The 13,348-nt window shown below is 37.6% G+C and carries 17 protein-coding genes; all 17 read left to right on the plus strand.

Annotated features, from left to right (window positions below):
* Positions 1–6: 6 nt before the first annotated feature.
* The 17 genes from ftsY to ACI4WO_RS07980 all read left to right on the plus strand — a co-directional run bounded on the left by ftsY (position 7) and on the right by ACI4WO_RS07980 (position 13,272).
* Entirely contained in the window at positions 7–963 is a 957-nt protein-coding gene (ftsY, locus tag ACI4WO_RS07900) for a signal recognition particle-docking protein FtsY (RefSeq protein WP_439807013.1), read from the plus strand.
* Positions 953–1,546, plus strand: a complete 594-nt coding sequence (locus ACI4WO_RS07905; protein ID WP_439807014.1) for an XTP/dITP diphosphatase — start codon at positions 953–955, stop codon at positions 1,544–1,546. Before ftsY ends, ACI4WO_RS07905 begins: the two co-directional genes overlap by 11 nt.
* 4 nt (positions 1,547–1,550) lie before the next feature.
* Entirely contained in the window at positions 1,551–1,844 is a 294-nt protein-coding gene (locus ACI4WO_RS07910; RefSeq protein ID WP_439807015.1) for a YhbY family RNA-binding protein, read from the plus strand.
* On the plus strand, positions 1,844–2,449 hold the full coding sequence (gene nadD / locus ACI4WO_RS07915; RefSeq protein WP_439807016.1) for a nicotinate-nucleotide adenylyltransferase: 606 nt from the start codon (positions 1,844–1,846) through the stop codon (positions 2,447–2,449). The genes ACI4WO_RS07910 and nadD overlap by 1 nt, the downstream gene beginning before the upstream one ends.
* Positions 2,450–2,470: 21 nt before the next feature.
* Positions 2,471–3,076, plus strand: a complete 606-nt coding sequence (yqeK, locus tag ACI4WO_RS07920; protein ID WP_439807017.1) for a bis(5'-nucleosyl)-tetraphosphatase (symmetrical) YqeK — start codon at positions 2,471–2,473, stop codon at positions 3,074–3,076.
* The gene (locus ACI4WO_RS07925) at positions 3,066–4,451 is read left to right on the plus strand and encodes an LCP family protein (protein WP_439807018.1); all 1,386 of its coding nucleotides are present in this window, start codon (positions 3,066–3,068) and stop codon (positions 4,449–4,451) included. The genes yqeK and ACI4WO_RS07925 overlap by 11 nt, the downstream gene beginning before the upstream one ends.
* 18 nt (positions 4,452–4,469) lie before the next feature.
* Complete coding sequence (rsfS, locus tag ACI4WO_RS07930; protein ID WP_439807019.1) at positions 4,470–4,829, plus strand: ribosome silencing factor; 360 nt, start codon at positions 4,470–4,472, stop codon at positions 4,827–4,829.
* A gap of 5 nt (positions 4,830–4,834) precedes the next feature.
* Positions 4,835–5,185, plus strand: coding sequence for a hypothetical protein (locus tag ACI4WO_RS07935; RefSeq protein ID WP_439807020.1), 351 nt, complete (start codon positions 4,835–4,837; stop codon positions 5,183–5,185).
* 45 nt (positions 5,186–5,230) lie between these two features.
* Positions 5,231–6,412, plus strand: coding sequence for a hypothetical protein (locus tag ACI4WO_RS07940; protein WP_439807021.1), 1,182 nt, complete (start codon positions 5,231–5,233; stop codon positions 6,410–6,412).
* Positions 6,413–6,439: 27 nt separating this feature from the next.
* Positions 6,440–8,848: a leucine--tRNA ligase gene (gene leuS, locus ACI4WO_RS07945; protein ID WP_439807022.1), complete on the plus strand. Its 2,409-nt coding sequence runs from the start codon at positions 6,440–6,442 to the stop codon at positions 8,846–8,848.
* Between the two features lie 202 nt (positions 8,849–9,050).
* On the plus strand, positions 9,051–9,224 hold the full coding sequence (rpsU, locus tag ACI4WO_RS07950; protein ID WP_009984057.1) for a 30S ribosomal protein S21: 174 nt from the start codon (positions 9,051–9,053) through the stop codon (positions 9,222–9,224).
* A gap of 141 nt (positions 9,225–9,365) precedes the next feature.
* Positions 9,366–9,854, plus strand: coding sequence for a YqeG family HAD IIIA-type phosphatase (locus ACI4WO_RS07955; protein WP_439807023.1), 489 nt, complete (start codon positions 9,366–9,368; stop codon positions 9,852–9,854).
* A gap of 12 nt (positions 9,855–9,866) precedes the next feature.
* Complete coding sequence (locus ACI4WO_RS07960; RefSeq protein WP_439807024.1) at positions 9,867–10,343, plus strand: hypothetical protein; 477 nt, start codon at positions 9,867–9,869, stop codon at positions 10,341–10,343.
* A 17-nt stretch (positions 10,344–10,360) separates the two neighbouring features.
* Complete coding sequence (locus ACI4WO_RS07965; RefSeq protein WP_439807025.1) at positions 10,361–10,927, plus strand: hypothetical protein; 567 nt, start codon at positions 10,361–10,363, stop codon at positions 10,925–10,927.
* The gene (locus tag ACI4WO_RS07970) at positions 10,917–11,768 is read left to right on the plus strand and encodes a TIM barrel protein (RefSeq protein ID WP_439807026.1); all 852 of its coding nucleotides are present in this window, start codon (positions 10,917–10,919) and stop codon (positions 11,766–11,768) included. Before ACI4WO_RS07965 ends, ACI4WO_RS07970 begins: the two co-directional genes overlap by 11 nt.
* A 15-nt stretch (positions 11,769–11,783) precedes the next feature.
* On the plus strand, positions 11,784–12,218 hold the full coding sequence (aroQ, locus tag ACI4WO_RS07975) for a type II 3-dehydroquinate dehydratase (RefSeq protein WP_439807027.1): 435 nt from the start codon (positions 11,784–11,786) through the stop codon (positions 12,216–12,218).
* Entirely contained in the window at positions 12,211–13,272 is a 1,062-nt protein-coding gene (locus ACI4WO_RS07980; protein ID WP_439807028.1) for a M24 family metallopeptidase, read from the plus strand. Before aroQ ends, ACI4WO_RS07980 begins: the two co-directional genes overlap by 8 nt.
* Positions 13,273–13,348 lie beyond the last annotated feature (76 nt).

A 13,348-nucleotide genomic window follows, 5' to 3' on the forward strand; every position in this document is an offset into this window, starting at 1 on the left:
AAGATTATGGGATTTTTCAGCAAGATTAAAGATGGTCTTCGCAAAACCAAAGAGTCAATGGTAAAGAAAATGCATAAGGTTGTAAATTCCTTTACCAAAATTGATGAGGAACTGTTTGAACAGCTTGAAGAAACTATGATTATGAGCGATATGGGAGTTGAAACCTCTGTCCGGATTTGCGAAGAACTCAGAAAGAGAATCAAGGAAAGGGGAATTACTGACCCTTCAGTTATTATGGAGCTTATACAGGAAATAGTTGCGGAAATGATGGGTGATGATACAGAGCTTGATCTTTCTTCAAAGCCTTCAATTATTATGGTCATTGGTGTAAATGGAGCAGGCAAGACGACTACAATAGGAAAAATGTGCCATCAATTTACAGAGGACGGAAAAAAAGTTATCGTGGCAGCTGCCGATACTTTCCGTGCTGCTGCTATTGATCAGCTTCAGGTGTGGACAGACCGTTCAGGGGCAGATCTGGTAAAGCATTCAGAAGGGTCGGATCCGGCATCCGTTGTGTTTGACGCTATTGCGGCTGCAAAGGCAAGAAACTGCGATATTCTTATTTGTGATACTGCCGGAAGACTGCACAACAAGAAAAATCTTATGGATGAACTTGCTAAAATGAATCGTATTATTGAACGTGAAGCACCGGACAGTTCAAAGGAAATCCTGCTGGTACTTGACGCTACTACGGGGCAGAATGCTGTAAATCAGGCAAGACTGTTTAAAGAAGTTGCACCTATAACAGGTATTGTACTTACAAAGCTTGACGGAACTGCAAAAGGCGGTATTGTTATTTCGATTAAAAATGAACTTGGAATACCGGTAAAGCTTATAGGAGTCGGAGAGCAGATTGATGATCTTCAGCCGTTTAACAGCCATGATTTTGTAAGGGCACTTTTTGAAAGTACTCCTTCTGAGGAATCTGAAACGGAAGAAGGGGAAGAAAATGAACAGTAAAAAAATAATTCTTGCAAGCAATAATAAAAATAAACTTCGGGAAATAAAGGAGATTCTGACACCTTTGGGATATGAGGTTATATCCCAGTCAGAAGCGGGAATAAATATAGATATTGAAGAAACAGGAAAAACCTTTAAGGATAATGCAAAGCTTAAGGCAAGTGCGATTTACAGCCTGAGTCATACTGCCGTTATTGCAGATGACAGCGGTCTTGAAGTGGATTATTTAAACGGCGCTCCCGGAGTGTATTCCCACAGATATGCAGGGGAAGGAGCGTCTGATGCTGACAGATACAATAAGCTTCTTTCCGAATTAAAAGACGTTCCGGAAGAAAAAAGAGGGGCGGCATTTGTATGTGTTATCTGTTTTATTGATGAAAACGGCATTGAACAGTATGCAAGAGGAGAATGCAGAGGAAAAATCGGATATGAACCCAGAGGCGAAAACGGATTCGGCTATGATCCTGTTTTCATGTACGGAGATAAATCATTTGCAGAAATTTCTGCTGATGAAAAGAATAAAGTAAGTCACAGAGCAAAAGCGTTGGAAAAGCTTTGCGAAATTTTAAAAACGAAAGGATAAATAAATGCTAAAAAGTAAACAAAGAGCCGCACTTCGTGGAATTGCAGGCAGCTATGAAACTATTTTTCAAATCGGAAAGGGCGGCATTTCTGAAGCATTGATTTCACAGGTAAATGACGCACTTAGAAAAAGAGAACTTATAAAACTTCGTGTACTGGATAACAGTATGTACAGTGCAAGGGAAGCGGCAGAGGAAATTGCAGAAAAAACAGGCTCAGAAGTTGTTCAGGTAATAGGCAGCAGATTTGTTTTGTTCAAAAGAAATCATAAAGAGCCTGTAATAAATATAAAACTCTGATGGCTAGAATAGGTTTATTCGGAGGGAGCTTCAATCCTGTTCATAACGGTCACGTTAATCTGGCAGTTTCTGTTAAAAAAAAGCTGAAACTTGATAAGGTGATTTTTATTCCGTCAGGTACAGCACCGCATAAATCAAGTGAAGAATATGTCTCCGGAAGTGACAGGCTTGAAATGTGCCGCCTGGCATTGGAAGAATATGACGGGTTTGAAGTCAGTGACTATGAAATAAATAAAAGTGGAAAAAGCTATACTGTTTATACAGTAAGACATTTTAAAAGTATGTTTCCGGAAGACGAACTGTTTCTGATGGTGGGCAGTGATATGCTTCTGAGCTTTGATACATGGTTTGAATACGGCGAAATTCTTAGTAATGTAACTCTGGCAGCAGTATCACGAAACGGAAATGATTTTGATGAATTGTATGAAATGTCAAAAAAGCTTTCCAAATTCGGTGATGTAATTGTTGCAAATGACGAAGCGATTACAATATCTTCATCAAAAATACGTAAAATGATAAAAAATAATGAAGATATATCTTGCTATTTAAACGGAAAAGTAGTAAAATATATTATACTGAAAAATCTGTATTCAAGGCAGGACTAATTTGATATTCGGAGGATTTGCATGTATTCTTCAGAAAAAATAAAAGCTTTCCTGAAAAAAAGACTTTCAAAAAAACGTTACAATCATTCAGTTAATGTGGCAAACGAGGCTTTAAAGCTTGCAAAAACATATGGGGAAAATCTTGATAAGGCTTATTTTGCCGGACTTCTTCATGACGTTTGTAAGGAGCTTTTGCCATCAGAGCAAAAACAGATGATGCTTGAGGGAAATATGGATATTTCCGGCGCTGAACTTGCCACGAAAGCTTTGTGGCATGGTCCTGCGGGTGCATATTTTATCGAAAAAGAAATGGGAATAAAGGATAAGGATATTTTAAACGCTGTACGGTTTCATACTGTAGGGCGGTCGGGAATGTCACGGCTTGAAGAAATTATTTATATGGCTGACCTTATTTCCGAGGACAGGGATTACAAGGATGTTGACAAAATGAGAAAACTTGCCTATACTGATTTTGAAAAGGCTATGCTGGAGGCATTTTGCTATTCAATTGAGGGAGTGGTAAAGAAACAGGGCTATATCCCGGAATATACAGTTGATGCATATAATCAGTATCTGTATGTATGTTCGGTCCGCAAGAAAACCAAGGAGGAAAATAATGGCAAATAGCAGTAATAATTCCGGACAAAGGTATAAGTCGGGGTCCGGGCGAAAAACTTCAGGCAAAAAGAAAAAATCATCAGTAAAGGAAAAAATCATAATCGCAGCATCAATAATTGCAGGGATTGTAATTATTGCAGTTATGGTACTTAATATTCCGATCATTCCTGTTGAAAGGACTAAAAATGGTCTTACTTTTACAGAACATATATCTATAATCAAGTGGATAAAAGAGCTTCAGCCTATGGCTGAAACAGAAGGACTGCTTTCTGCTGATCCTAACAGCTATGAGCTGAACAGTGCCGCTGAAGGAGTGGACGATAAGCGTGACTTTACAAATGACCAGATTATTGAAGGTCAGTTTACTGTTTTATGCTTAGGCTTTGATGAATCACGTTCAAATTCTGATGTTATTATGCTTTTCCATTTTGACATAGTAAACGATAAAATAAACATACTTCAGATACCAAGAGACAGCTTTGTTCCGGATTATACTTCCAGTGAGAATGGAAAAATCAACAGCGTATATACTCTGGGAGATGAAAATCTGATTCCAATTCAAAGAATAGTTGACGCTGTAAGGGATACTTTCGGAATTCCTATTGACAGATATATTACAACCGGATGTGATGATATTGTTGATATGGTGGATCTTATCGGAGGAATTCCTATTGATCTTCCTGAGGATGTTTTTTATTCCTATGACAAGATTCTGTATGCCGGCGAACAGGTGCTTAATGGTGAACAGGCTGAATTATTTGTACGTGCCAGAAAAGGTTACCTTGAAGGCGATATAGGACGTGTCAAGGCACAGAGAATATTTATGGCTGCATGTATGGAAAAGGCTTTGAATATGGGCACTGTTGAACTGACTAAATTCCTTACCGAGGTGTATAATAAAGGATATATCGGAACTGACCTTACATTACAGGAAATGAGTATTCTCGCTGATTTCGGCAGCAATATGGATCTTGATGATGTAACAGTTCAGATGGTTCCGGGAGAAGCTACCGATTACAACGGTTATTCTGTATGGTCAATTCATAAGAATGCTACCATTGATGTACTGAATGAATATTTCAGACCATATCAGCCTGACCTGACTTATGATTCACTGCCTATTACAGAACTTATTGAAAGCGATTATTATACAACTGATGTTTATGATGAGAATCAGGATACACTTCAGGAAATTGCAGACGGAGCTACTCCGGGAGAAAGTAAGAAAACTACAGAACCGTCTTCAGAATACGATGATACAGACAACGATTATGATGATGGCAATTATGAGGGTGAATGGTATTATGAGGATGAAGGCGAATATGATGAAGAAGAATATTATGAGGAAGATGAGAATTATCATACCTATATCGGAGGATATTAAAGTTTAAGGAGAATGTATATGACCCAAAAAGAAATGCTGAAAAAAATTATAAAGACTCTTGACAGTAAAAAAGCTGAAAGTATACAGGCTATAAAAATATCTGATCTTACAATACTTGCTGATTATTTTGTAATCGCAAGCGGCAACAGTTCTACACAGACAAAAACTCTTGCTGAAGAAGTTGAGTATCAGATGTCACTGTCGGGTGTAGAACCAAATAAGAAAGAGGGCTATAACGGTTCAAACTGGATTATACTTGATTATGGGGATATTGTCGTTCATGTTTTCTATAAGGAAACAAGGGATTATTATCAGTTGGAAAGACTTTGGTCTGATGGGGAAAAAATTGATATTGAAGAATTTGTGACGGAGGATTGATCAACATGAAAACAAATAATCAGCAGGGACGTAATATCGCATTAATAGCAGGTATTTACTTTATTGTAAAATCAGTGATAAACCTGATCTTAGGCGGAGGATTTATGGACGTTATAATTTCTGTCCTGGAAGCCGCTGCACTTTATACCGGACTTATGTATCTTAATTATATTGTGGCTGCAATTGTTGCAATTGTTGCTATTGTACATCTTCCGGCAAATATCGGACATCTTGCTGACAACTGGTTCTATCTGCTTGAGGGAGTAATTGATATAATCGCTGCAATAATTATTTGTGTAAATCCAAGTGTAAAGGAACATTTTACTAATAAATGGGGCGGAGGCTCCAATGAATAAAATATGAGGCTCAGAAAATTATTTTCTTCTGAAAGTATCCTGAGTATGAAAAAATTCGGGAAACCTGTATCTAAAAGCAGTATTCAGTTTCTTACGTCATTAAGCTGCGTTCTCATTATTGTGCAGGTGATCGTTTATATACTGCCTATACTTGCACATCTTAACCGATGGAATATGTATTTGCCGCTGCTGGCATTGCAGGTATTTTGCGTGTGCTTATCGTTCAAACATAAAAGGCTGCCATGTACAGTAGGATTTATGAGTTCTGCTTTGTTCGTCGGAATTACTATTTACTATCTGATAAAAGGTGATTTTAACAGCTTATTTGATATAAATATTTCAGGGTCTTATTTCTATGAATCCGTTTTAAAGCTTGCATTTGAGCTTTTACCGATACTATTTTGTTTAGCGTTTTTGGTTATTCAGATATTTATATTTGTCACCTTGATTGTGACGTATAGGGAAAAGAGAGAAAATATTCGTAAAGATAACAGAAGGATATTTATTGCAGTAAAGATAATCGGCACTGTCGCCGGCAGCTGTATTCTTATTTTTATTGAGGCGTTTATTAATTCCGGTTTATGGAAATTTGACAACAGTAATGAAATGGAAAGATTTCTGGAGAAAAAATATTCTGAAGATTTTGTTATTAACGGAATCGAAAGTCAGGCTGAAAATATCAGAATTTACTCTGTTTCTCCTGCGGATAATCCCGATGTTGTTTTTTATGCCAGCACAGGCTGGTATGATGGGAGTTGGGACGGCTTGCTTCCATTTTATAGTTTTCCGTCAAAACGCAGTAATACAGATAACTATGCTTCCGCTGTGTGGCTTAAATATACACAGGAAAACAGTATAAATACATCTGTAACTGATGATGCTTTAAAAAATATGGATTATGCTGATATTAACGGCGAAAGAATATGCAACTGGAAACATGGCTGTGACGAGGTTAATTTTAAGATTACTAAAAATGATGATCTCATGCAGAGGATCGATGAAATATATGAAGCTTATTGTGAACTGAATGAGTTAAAGCCTTTCTGTGATTTTCCGGAAACAGATGAAGAGTATGAAAGGTCTGACTATGCAAGACATTCAGGCGGAGCAGTGTTGTTTGTCGATACGTGGAACGGCATGAAATACATAGCTTTAAAGTATCCATATACAAAAGAGCGGATTTATGAAAAAATAGTCAGCTTAAATATTGACGAAAGAACAACTTAAAAATATTAAATTAAAGGAATGATATAAATGAGTGAGAAGTATAATTTTACCGCCATAGAAAAAAAGTGGCAGAATTATTGGGATGAACATAATACTTTCAGGGCAGGAACTGACTATTCAAAGCCTAAGTTTTACGCTTTGGTAGAGTTTCCGTATCCGTCCGGACAGGGACTTCATATAGGGCACCCACGTCCATATACTGCTATGGATATAGTTGCCAGAAAAAGACGTCTGGAAGGCTACAATGTTCTTTTCCCTATGGGTTGGGACGCTTTTGGTCTGCCTACAGAAAACTATGCTATAAAAAATAAGATTCATCCCGCAATAGTAACTGAAAAGAATATTGCACATTTTAAAGATCAGCTTAAGATGCTGGGACTTTCTTTTGACTGGGAAAGAGAAGTGAATACAACTGATCCGGAATATTATAAATGGACTCAGTGGATTTTTATTCAGATGTTCAACAAAGGACTCGCTTACAAAAAGGAAATGGCTGTAAACTGGTGTACTTCATGTAAGGTGGTACTTGCCAATGAAGAGGTCGTAGGCGGATGCTGTGAACGCTGCGGAGGAGAGGTTATAAGAAAGGTAAAATCTCAGTGGATGCTGAAAATTACTGAATATGCACAGAGACTTCTTGATGACCTTTCAGAAGTAAACTACCTTGATAAAATCAAGTCTACACAGACAAACTGGATAGGACGTTCCACAGGTGCGGAAGTCAACTTCGGTTCTACTGCCGGAGATATTCTGACAGTCTATACAACAAGACCAGATACACTTTTCGGTGCTACATATATGGTAATTGCACCTGAACATCCGTTTATTGAAAAATGGGCTGACAAGCTCGAAAATATGGATGAAATAAAGGCTTATCAGGAAAAGGCAGCAAAGAAATCTGATTTTGACAGAACTGAAATGAACAAGGAAAAAACCGGCGTTGAACTTAAAGGCGTAAAGGGAATAAATCCTGTGAACGGACGGGAAATTCCGATTTTCATTTCAGACTATGTTCTTATGTCTTATGGTACTGGAGCTATTATGGCTGTTCCTGCACATGATACCCGTGACTATGAATTTGCAAAAGTATTTAATCTTCCTATCATTGAAGTGGTGAAAGGCGGAGATATTGAAAAGGAAGCATTTACAGACTGTGCAACAGGTACTATGGTAAACAGCGGTTTCCTGGACGGTCTGACTGTTGATGAAGCCAAGGAAAAAATGAAGAAGTGGCTTGAAGAAAACGGCAAGGGTACTCCGAAGGTCAACTACAAACTCAGAGACTGGGTATTCTCACGTCAGCGTTACTGGGGCGAGCCTATACCTATTGTGTACTGTGAAAAGTGCGGTTATGTGGCACTGCCTGAAAGCGAGCTGCCGCTGACTCTGCCTGATGTTGAAAGCTATATGCCGACTGATAACGGAGAAAGTCCGCTGTCAACTCTTGACAGCTTTATAAATACAACCTGTCCTCACTGCGGAGGTCCGGCAAAGAGGGAAACTGATACTATGCCTCAGTGGGCAGGTTCTTCATGGTATTTCTTAAGATACTGCGATCCGCATAATAAAAATGAGCTTGCTTCCAAGGAAGCTCTTGATTACTGGATGCCGGTTGACTGGTACAACGGCGGTATGGAGCATACTACTCTTCATCTGCTCTATTCACGTTTCTGGCATAAATTCCTGTATGATATCGGAGTTACAACAACCAAAGAGCCTTATATGAAGCGTACTTCACATGGAATGATTCTGGGCGAGGACGGACAGAAAATGTCCAAATCCAGAGGAAATGTTATAAATCCGGATGACGTTGTAAAGGAATACGGCGCTGATACGCTGCGTCTGTATGAAATGTTTATAGGTGATTTTGAAAAGACTGCTCCGTGGAGTCCTTCAAGCATAAAGGGCTGCAAGAGATTCCTTGACAGAGTCTGGGCACTTCAGGACTGCATTATTGACGGTGATGAATACAGGGAAGAACTTATGCCGTCCTTCCATAAAACAATTAAGAAGGTAAGCGAGGATATTGAAAACCTTAAGTTCAATACGGCTATTGCTGCTATGATGGCGCTGATAAATGAAATTTATGCGGTTGGAAGCATTAACCGTGCAGAACTCAGAACACTTCTGATACTTCTTAATCCGTTTGCACCGCATATTACTGAAGAAATGTATGCTAATAATTTTGACGGAATACTTAACGAACAACAATGGGTTAAATATGATGAAAGTCTCTGCGTTGAAAACACAGTTGAAATCGTCGCACAGGTCAATGGTAAAATAAAGGCAAAGCTTGTTGTTCCTGTTGACGGAAATAAGGATGAAATTATCGCTCAGGCACTTTCAGACGCTAAAATTAAAGAGGCGACAGACGGTAAAAATATCATTAAACAGATATATGTACCAAATAAACTAATTAATTTTGTTGTAAAGTAACAAAATTAAAATTAAGAGCTTGACATCACACAATAAATGTGATAAAATGAAATGTATCAATAGAAAATATACATTTTGTTGCAACAGGAAAAGGTTTGATAGCTGACATTCACATTTTTATGTGAAATGATTAGTATATATTTGGGATTGCAGGATGCGGTCCTGAAAAACCTCTGTCTTTGGGACAAAGGGAGGGAAAATAGTGGCAGAAGTTCGCGTTGGAAAAAACGAATCCTTAGATACAGCTCTTAAGCGTTTTAAGAGATCTTGTGCAAAGGATGGCGTAATCGCTGAAGTTCGTAAGAGAGAACACTACGAAAAGCCTTCAGTAAAGCGTAAGAAAAAGTCTGAGGCAGCTCGTAAGCGCAAATATTAATTTGTTTTAAACAATTAAACTTGGTGTACAAGCTAAAAGACAAAAAAGCGGGCGAAAGCTCGCTTTTTCGTTTACCGGAGTCTGTTTCCTGTTGAATCGACAGGGAATTTAAGTATAATAATAAATGCGGAGGGGACAGCTATGCTTTTTAAGGCGGACTTTGCTTTTAAACGTGTAACAGAAATTTCTCCTGAATTTTTAAAGTCCCAGAATATAAAGGGATTGCTTCTTGATCTTGATAATACACTGACTACTCATGATAATCCAGTGCCGGCGGAAGGAGTTCTGGACTGGATTGCTGATGTGAAATCCTCAGGAGTAAAAATGGTGATTGTTTCAAATAATCATCCGCCCAGAGTAAAGCCTTTTGCAGATATGCTGGGACTTGATTTTATTTGTGAGGGTAAAAAGCCGCTTTCAAGCGGGTTTAACCGTGCGCAGAAAATGATGAATATACCTTTTTCTCAGCTCGCCGTTGTAGGAGATCAGATTTTTACTGATATGCTGGGGGCAAATCTTAAAAGAGTAAGAGGCATTTTTGTGTATCCTATTGAGCATGAAAAGACAAAATTTTTTAAATTGAAGAGATGGGCAGAAAAGCCGTTTCTTCCAAAGCTTACACAAAACTAGCAGGGGGTTAATATGGCACGTTCAGGAATTATTAAATGCGGAAAAAAGCAGAGAAATACATGCCTGGCAGCGATTGCTGCTGGTATTGCTTTTTTAGTCATGTCACTGATTTTTAAAATTGACGAAAAAAGTGCAGTGATAATGCTTATCTCAAGTATACTGGTTATAATTTGCGGTATTATTTTATTGATATTCAGTGTCAGGAGCTCTTATGAATATAATGAAAGCGGATTTTCACATAAACCGGAAATAGGTAAAAAACGTAATTATACTTATTATGATATTAAAGCTGCATATAATTATGAATTTAATTATCGGAATGTTCATCAGAAGGGTATTAAACTGATTATGAATGACGGTAAAAAGTATACGATATGTGATGAATTTCCGGGAGCTGAAACTTTTATCGAAATTGTCAGGGAAAATACTGGTAACGACAAATTCTATAATGATAGCTACTGCTACAGTCATAATATAAAAGAATTATAATAATCAAGGAGATAAATATGATTGAAAATATTTTTACTCATATTATCAGTCATGTTGTTACCAAAAGGTCTGAAATATTTCTTAAAAAGTATGATAAAAAGCAGGAAAAAATAAACGAACTGGAATTTTCTTACAGGGTAAAGTGTGGAAAGAGCAATATGGTTTCAGGAATATTTTTCCTGATTTTTTCGTTGCCGTGGCTTACAATGGCAATATTTTCAGATTATATTGAACTGGATGCGGATACTGCAATAGCAATGATAATAATGGGGATGTTTTTTGGACTGTTTGGGATATTTTTACTTTTATATCCAAAACTTTACTGGTTTGAATATGACGGAAACGGATTTACAGTAAAATATTTTTTCAGAAAAAAGTATTATTCATACTCAGAAATATCAGGGGTATACTTTCATTTTCAAGGACTGATAATAGTTCTGAATGATGGTAAAAAGTATTGTATTACTGAAGAAATGTGCGGCAGTGAAAGAATGACTGAATATGTTCTTTCAGTAATTGATGAAGACAAAATTCACAGTGATTATTATGATTATAAAAACAGGGAGGATAAACATGTCAGCTAAATTCGGACCTGCGGGAAATTCGGACAGCTTTTCCGCAAAATATAAATCATCTTCTGACGCTCCGGTGTTCTTAAAGGAAATGGGACTGGATTGTTATGAATATCAATGCGGCAGAGGAGTTAAAGTAAGCGATAAATCGGCTTCGGCTATACGCTCCAAGGCGGAGGAAACAGGAATAACCCTTTCACTTCATGCACCGTATTTTATCTCATTGTCCTCAGTTGAACCGGAAAAGCGTGATAACAGCATAAATTACATAATTCAAAGCTGTGACGCTGCTTCAAGAATCGGTGCGGACAGAATTGTTATTCACAGCGGATCCTGTTCAAAAATGACTCGTCAAGAGGCTCTGGAGCTTGCAAAGGATACCCTTACAAGAGCAAGAAAACAAGCAGTTGAACAGGGGTATGAAAAGATTCATTTTTGCCCTGAAACAATGGGAAAAACAAATCAGCTGGGAAATCTCACAGAAGTACTGGAGCTTTGTAAGCTTGATGAAACATTTATCCCGTGCATTGATTTCGGACATCTTAACGCCAGAACTTTTGGCAGTATCAAATCTGCCGGAGATTACGAAAAAATGCTTGATGAGATTGAAAATACGCTTGGTGCGGACAGACTGAAAATTTTTCACAGCCATTTTTCCAAGATTATGTATACTAATCCGGGAGGAGAAAAAAAGCATCTTACCTTTGAGGATCAGGAATATGGTCCGGAATATGAACCGCTTATGGAACTTATTGCAAAGAAAAATCTCTCTCCGGTATTTATATGCGAAAGTGCCGGAACACAGGCAGAGGACGCATTGAAAATGAAAAAAAGCTATATAAGCTTTAAATAAAGGAAGGATAAAAATATGAAGAAATTACTTGTTGTAAACGGTCCGAATCTTAATCTTCTGGGAGAACGTGAGCCGGGAATTTACGGCGATGATACATATGAATCCCTGTGCGATATGATTATGGACAAGGCTGAAAATATGGGAATCAAATGCGAGGTGTTCCAGTCAAATCATGAGGGAGCAATTATTGATAAGCTCCATGCTGCAAGAAAAAGCTTTGACGGCGTAGTGCTTAATGCCGGAGCATTTACTCATTACAGTTATGCTATTCGTGACGCAATTGCAGCAATTAAAATTCCTGTTATTGAAGTCCATATAAGCAATGTTTTCGCAAGAGATGATTTCAGAAAAAATTCTGTTATTGCTCCTGTATGCAAGGGCAGTATTTCGGGATTTGGATTTGCTTCATATTTTATGGCAATGGACGCACTGGTGAAGTATAATGGATAAATTAAATGAACTTAAACTGCCGGACAATGCAGACGGAGCACTTATTACTTCTGATATCAACAGAAGATATTTTACAGGTATGAAATCATCAGCAGGAATGATTCTTAAATTTAAAGAATGCTCATATCTGATAATAGATTTCAGGTATATTGAAAAAGCAAGAAATACTGTGAAAAACTGTACAGTTATAGAGCAGGAAAATCTTTCCGAACAAATAAGAGAGTTGATGAAAAGGCACAATGCAAAATCACTGGCAGTTGAATCTATGGATATGACAGTCCACAGACTTCACTTTTTTGAGGAAAAATTTCCTGAAATTGAGTTTATAAAATCAGATGAACTCAGCAATAATATATATGATATGAGAACTGTCAAAACTCCTGAAGAAATTTCAAAAATCCGGAAAGCTCAGGGCATTGCTGAAAAAGCATTCATTGAAATTCTGGATTTTATAAGGGAAGGCGTTACTGAACGTGAAATAGCTTTGAAGCTTGACAGCTGTATGATGGAAAATGGTGCGGAATCCATGTCTTTTGAAACTATCGCTCTTGCCGGAGCCAATACGTCTATGCCTCATGGAGTACCGGGAAGCTATAAGGTGAAAAAAGGCGATTTTGTACTTATGGACTTCGGCGCTGTATATGATGGCTATCACAGCGATATGACAAGAACTGTATGTGTAGGGGAGCCTTCAGATAAAATGAAACAGGTTTACAATATAGTTCTTGACGCACAGCTTACAGCTCTTGACAGAGTTAAAGCCGGTATTACCGGAAAGAAAATGGATTCATACGCAAGAGATATAATTGAAGCTGCAGGCTTTGGTGAATGCTTCGGGCATTCCTTAGGGCATGGTGTGGGCATGGAAATACATGAATTTCCAACAGCGTCTTCAAAATCTGAAACCATACTGAAAGAAAACATGGTCGTTACTGTAGAACCGGGAATTTATATTCCGGGAGAATTTGGTGTAAGGATTGAAGATTTCGTTGTTGTGACTGAAAATTCCCATGAAAATTTAACAAAATGCCCTAAAAAACTTATAATTTTATAAAAAGTATTGAAAATTTTCGGAGTTTGTAGTATAATATAAATTAAGTTGCTACTAATTTTTAGTATGTTAAATTTTG

This window comes from Porcipelethomonas sp. (assembly GCF_051893655.1).
In the GTDB taxonomy this organism is placed as follows: domain Bacteria; phylum Bacillota; class Clostridia; order Oscillospirales; family Ruminococcaceae; genus Porcipelethomonas.

Coding starts and splice junctions, on each gene's coding strand:
- ACI4WO_RS07925 (WP_439807018.1), top strand. CDS start 3,066: ATGGCAAATAGCAGTAATAATTCCGGACAAAGGTATAAGTCGGGGTCC.
- rsfS (WP_439807019.1), top strand. CDS start 4,470: ATGACCCAAAAAGAAATGCTGAAAAAAATTATAAAGACTCTTGACAGT.
- ACI4WO_RS07965 (WP_439807025.1), top strand. CDS start 10,361: ATGATTGAAAATATTTTTACTCATATTATCAGTCATGTTGTTACCAAA.
- aroQ (WP_439807027.1), top strand. CDS start 11,784: ATGAAGAAATTACTTGTTGTAAACGGTCCGAATCTTAATCTTCTGGGA.
- yqeK (WP_439807017.1), top strand. CDS start 2,471: ATGTATTCTTCAGAAAAAATAAAAGCTTTCCTGAAAAAAAGACTTTCA.
- ACI4WO_RS07970 (WP_439807026.1), top strand. CDS start 10,917: ATGTCAGCTAAATTCGGACCTGCGGGAAATTCGGACAGCTTTTCCGCA.
- ACI4WO_RS07935 (WP_439807020.1), top strand. CDS start 4,835: ATGAAAACAAATAATCAGCAGGGACGTAATATCGCATTAATAGCAGGT.
- nadD (WP_439807016.1), top strand. CDS start 1,844: ATGGCTAGAATAGGTTTATTCGGAGGGAGCTTCAATCCTGTTCATAAC.
- ACI4WO_RS07905 (WP_439807014.1), top strand. CDS start 953: ATGAACAGTAAAAAAATAATTCTTGCAAGCAATAATAAAAATAAACTT.
- ACI4WO_RS07955 (WP_439807023.1), top strand. CDS start 9,366: ATGCTTTTTAAGGCGGACTTTGCTTTTAAACGTGTAACAGAAATTTCT.
- ACI4WO_RS07980 (WP_439807028.1), top strand. CDS start 12,211: ATGGATAAATTAAATGAACTTAAACTGCCGGACAATGCAGACGGAGCA.
- ACI4WO_RS07910 (WP_439807015.1), top strand. CDS start 1,551: ATGCTAAAAAGTAAACAAAGAGCCGCACTTCGTGGAATTGCAGGCAGC.
- ACI4WO_RS07960 (WP_439807024.1), top strand. CDS start 9,867: ATGGCACGTTCAGGAATTATTAAATGCGGAAAAAAGCAGAGAAATACA.
- ACI4WO_RS07940 (WP_439807021.1), top strand. CDS start 5,231: ATGAAAAAATTCGGGAAACCTGTATCTAAAAGCAGTATTCAGTTTCTT.
- leuS (WP_439807022.1), top strand. CDS start 6,440: ATGAGTGAGAAGTATAATTTTACCGCCATAGAAAAAAAGTGGCAGAAT.
- ftsY (WP_439807013.1), top strand. CDS start 7: ATGGGATTTTTCAGCAAGATTAAAGATGGTCTTCGCAAAACCAAAGAG.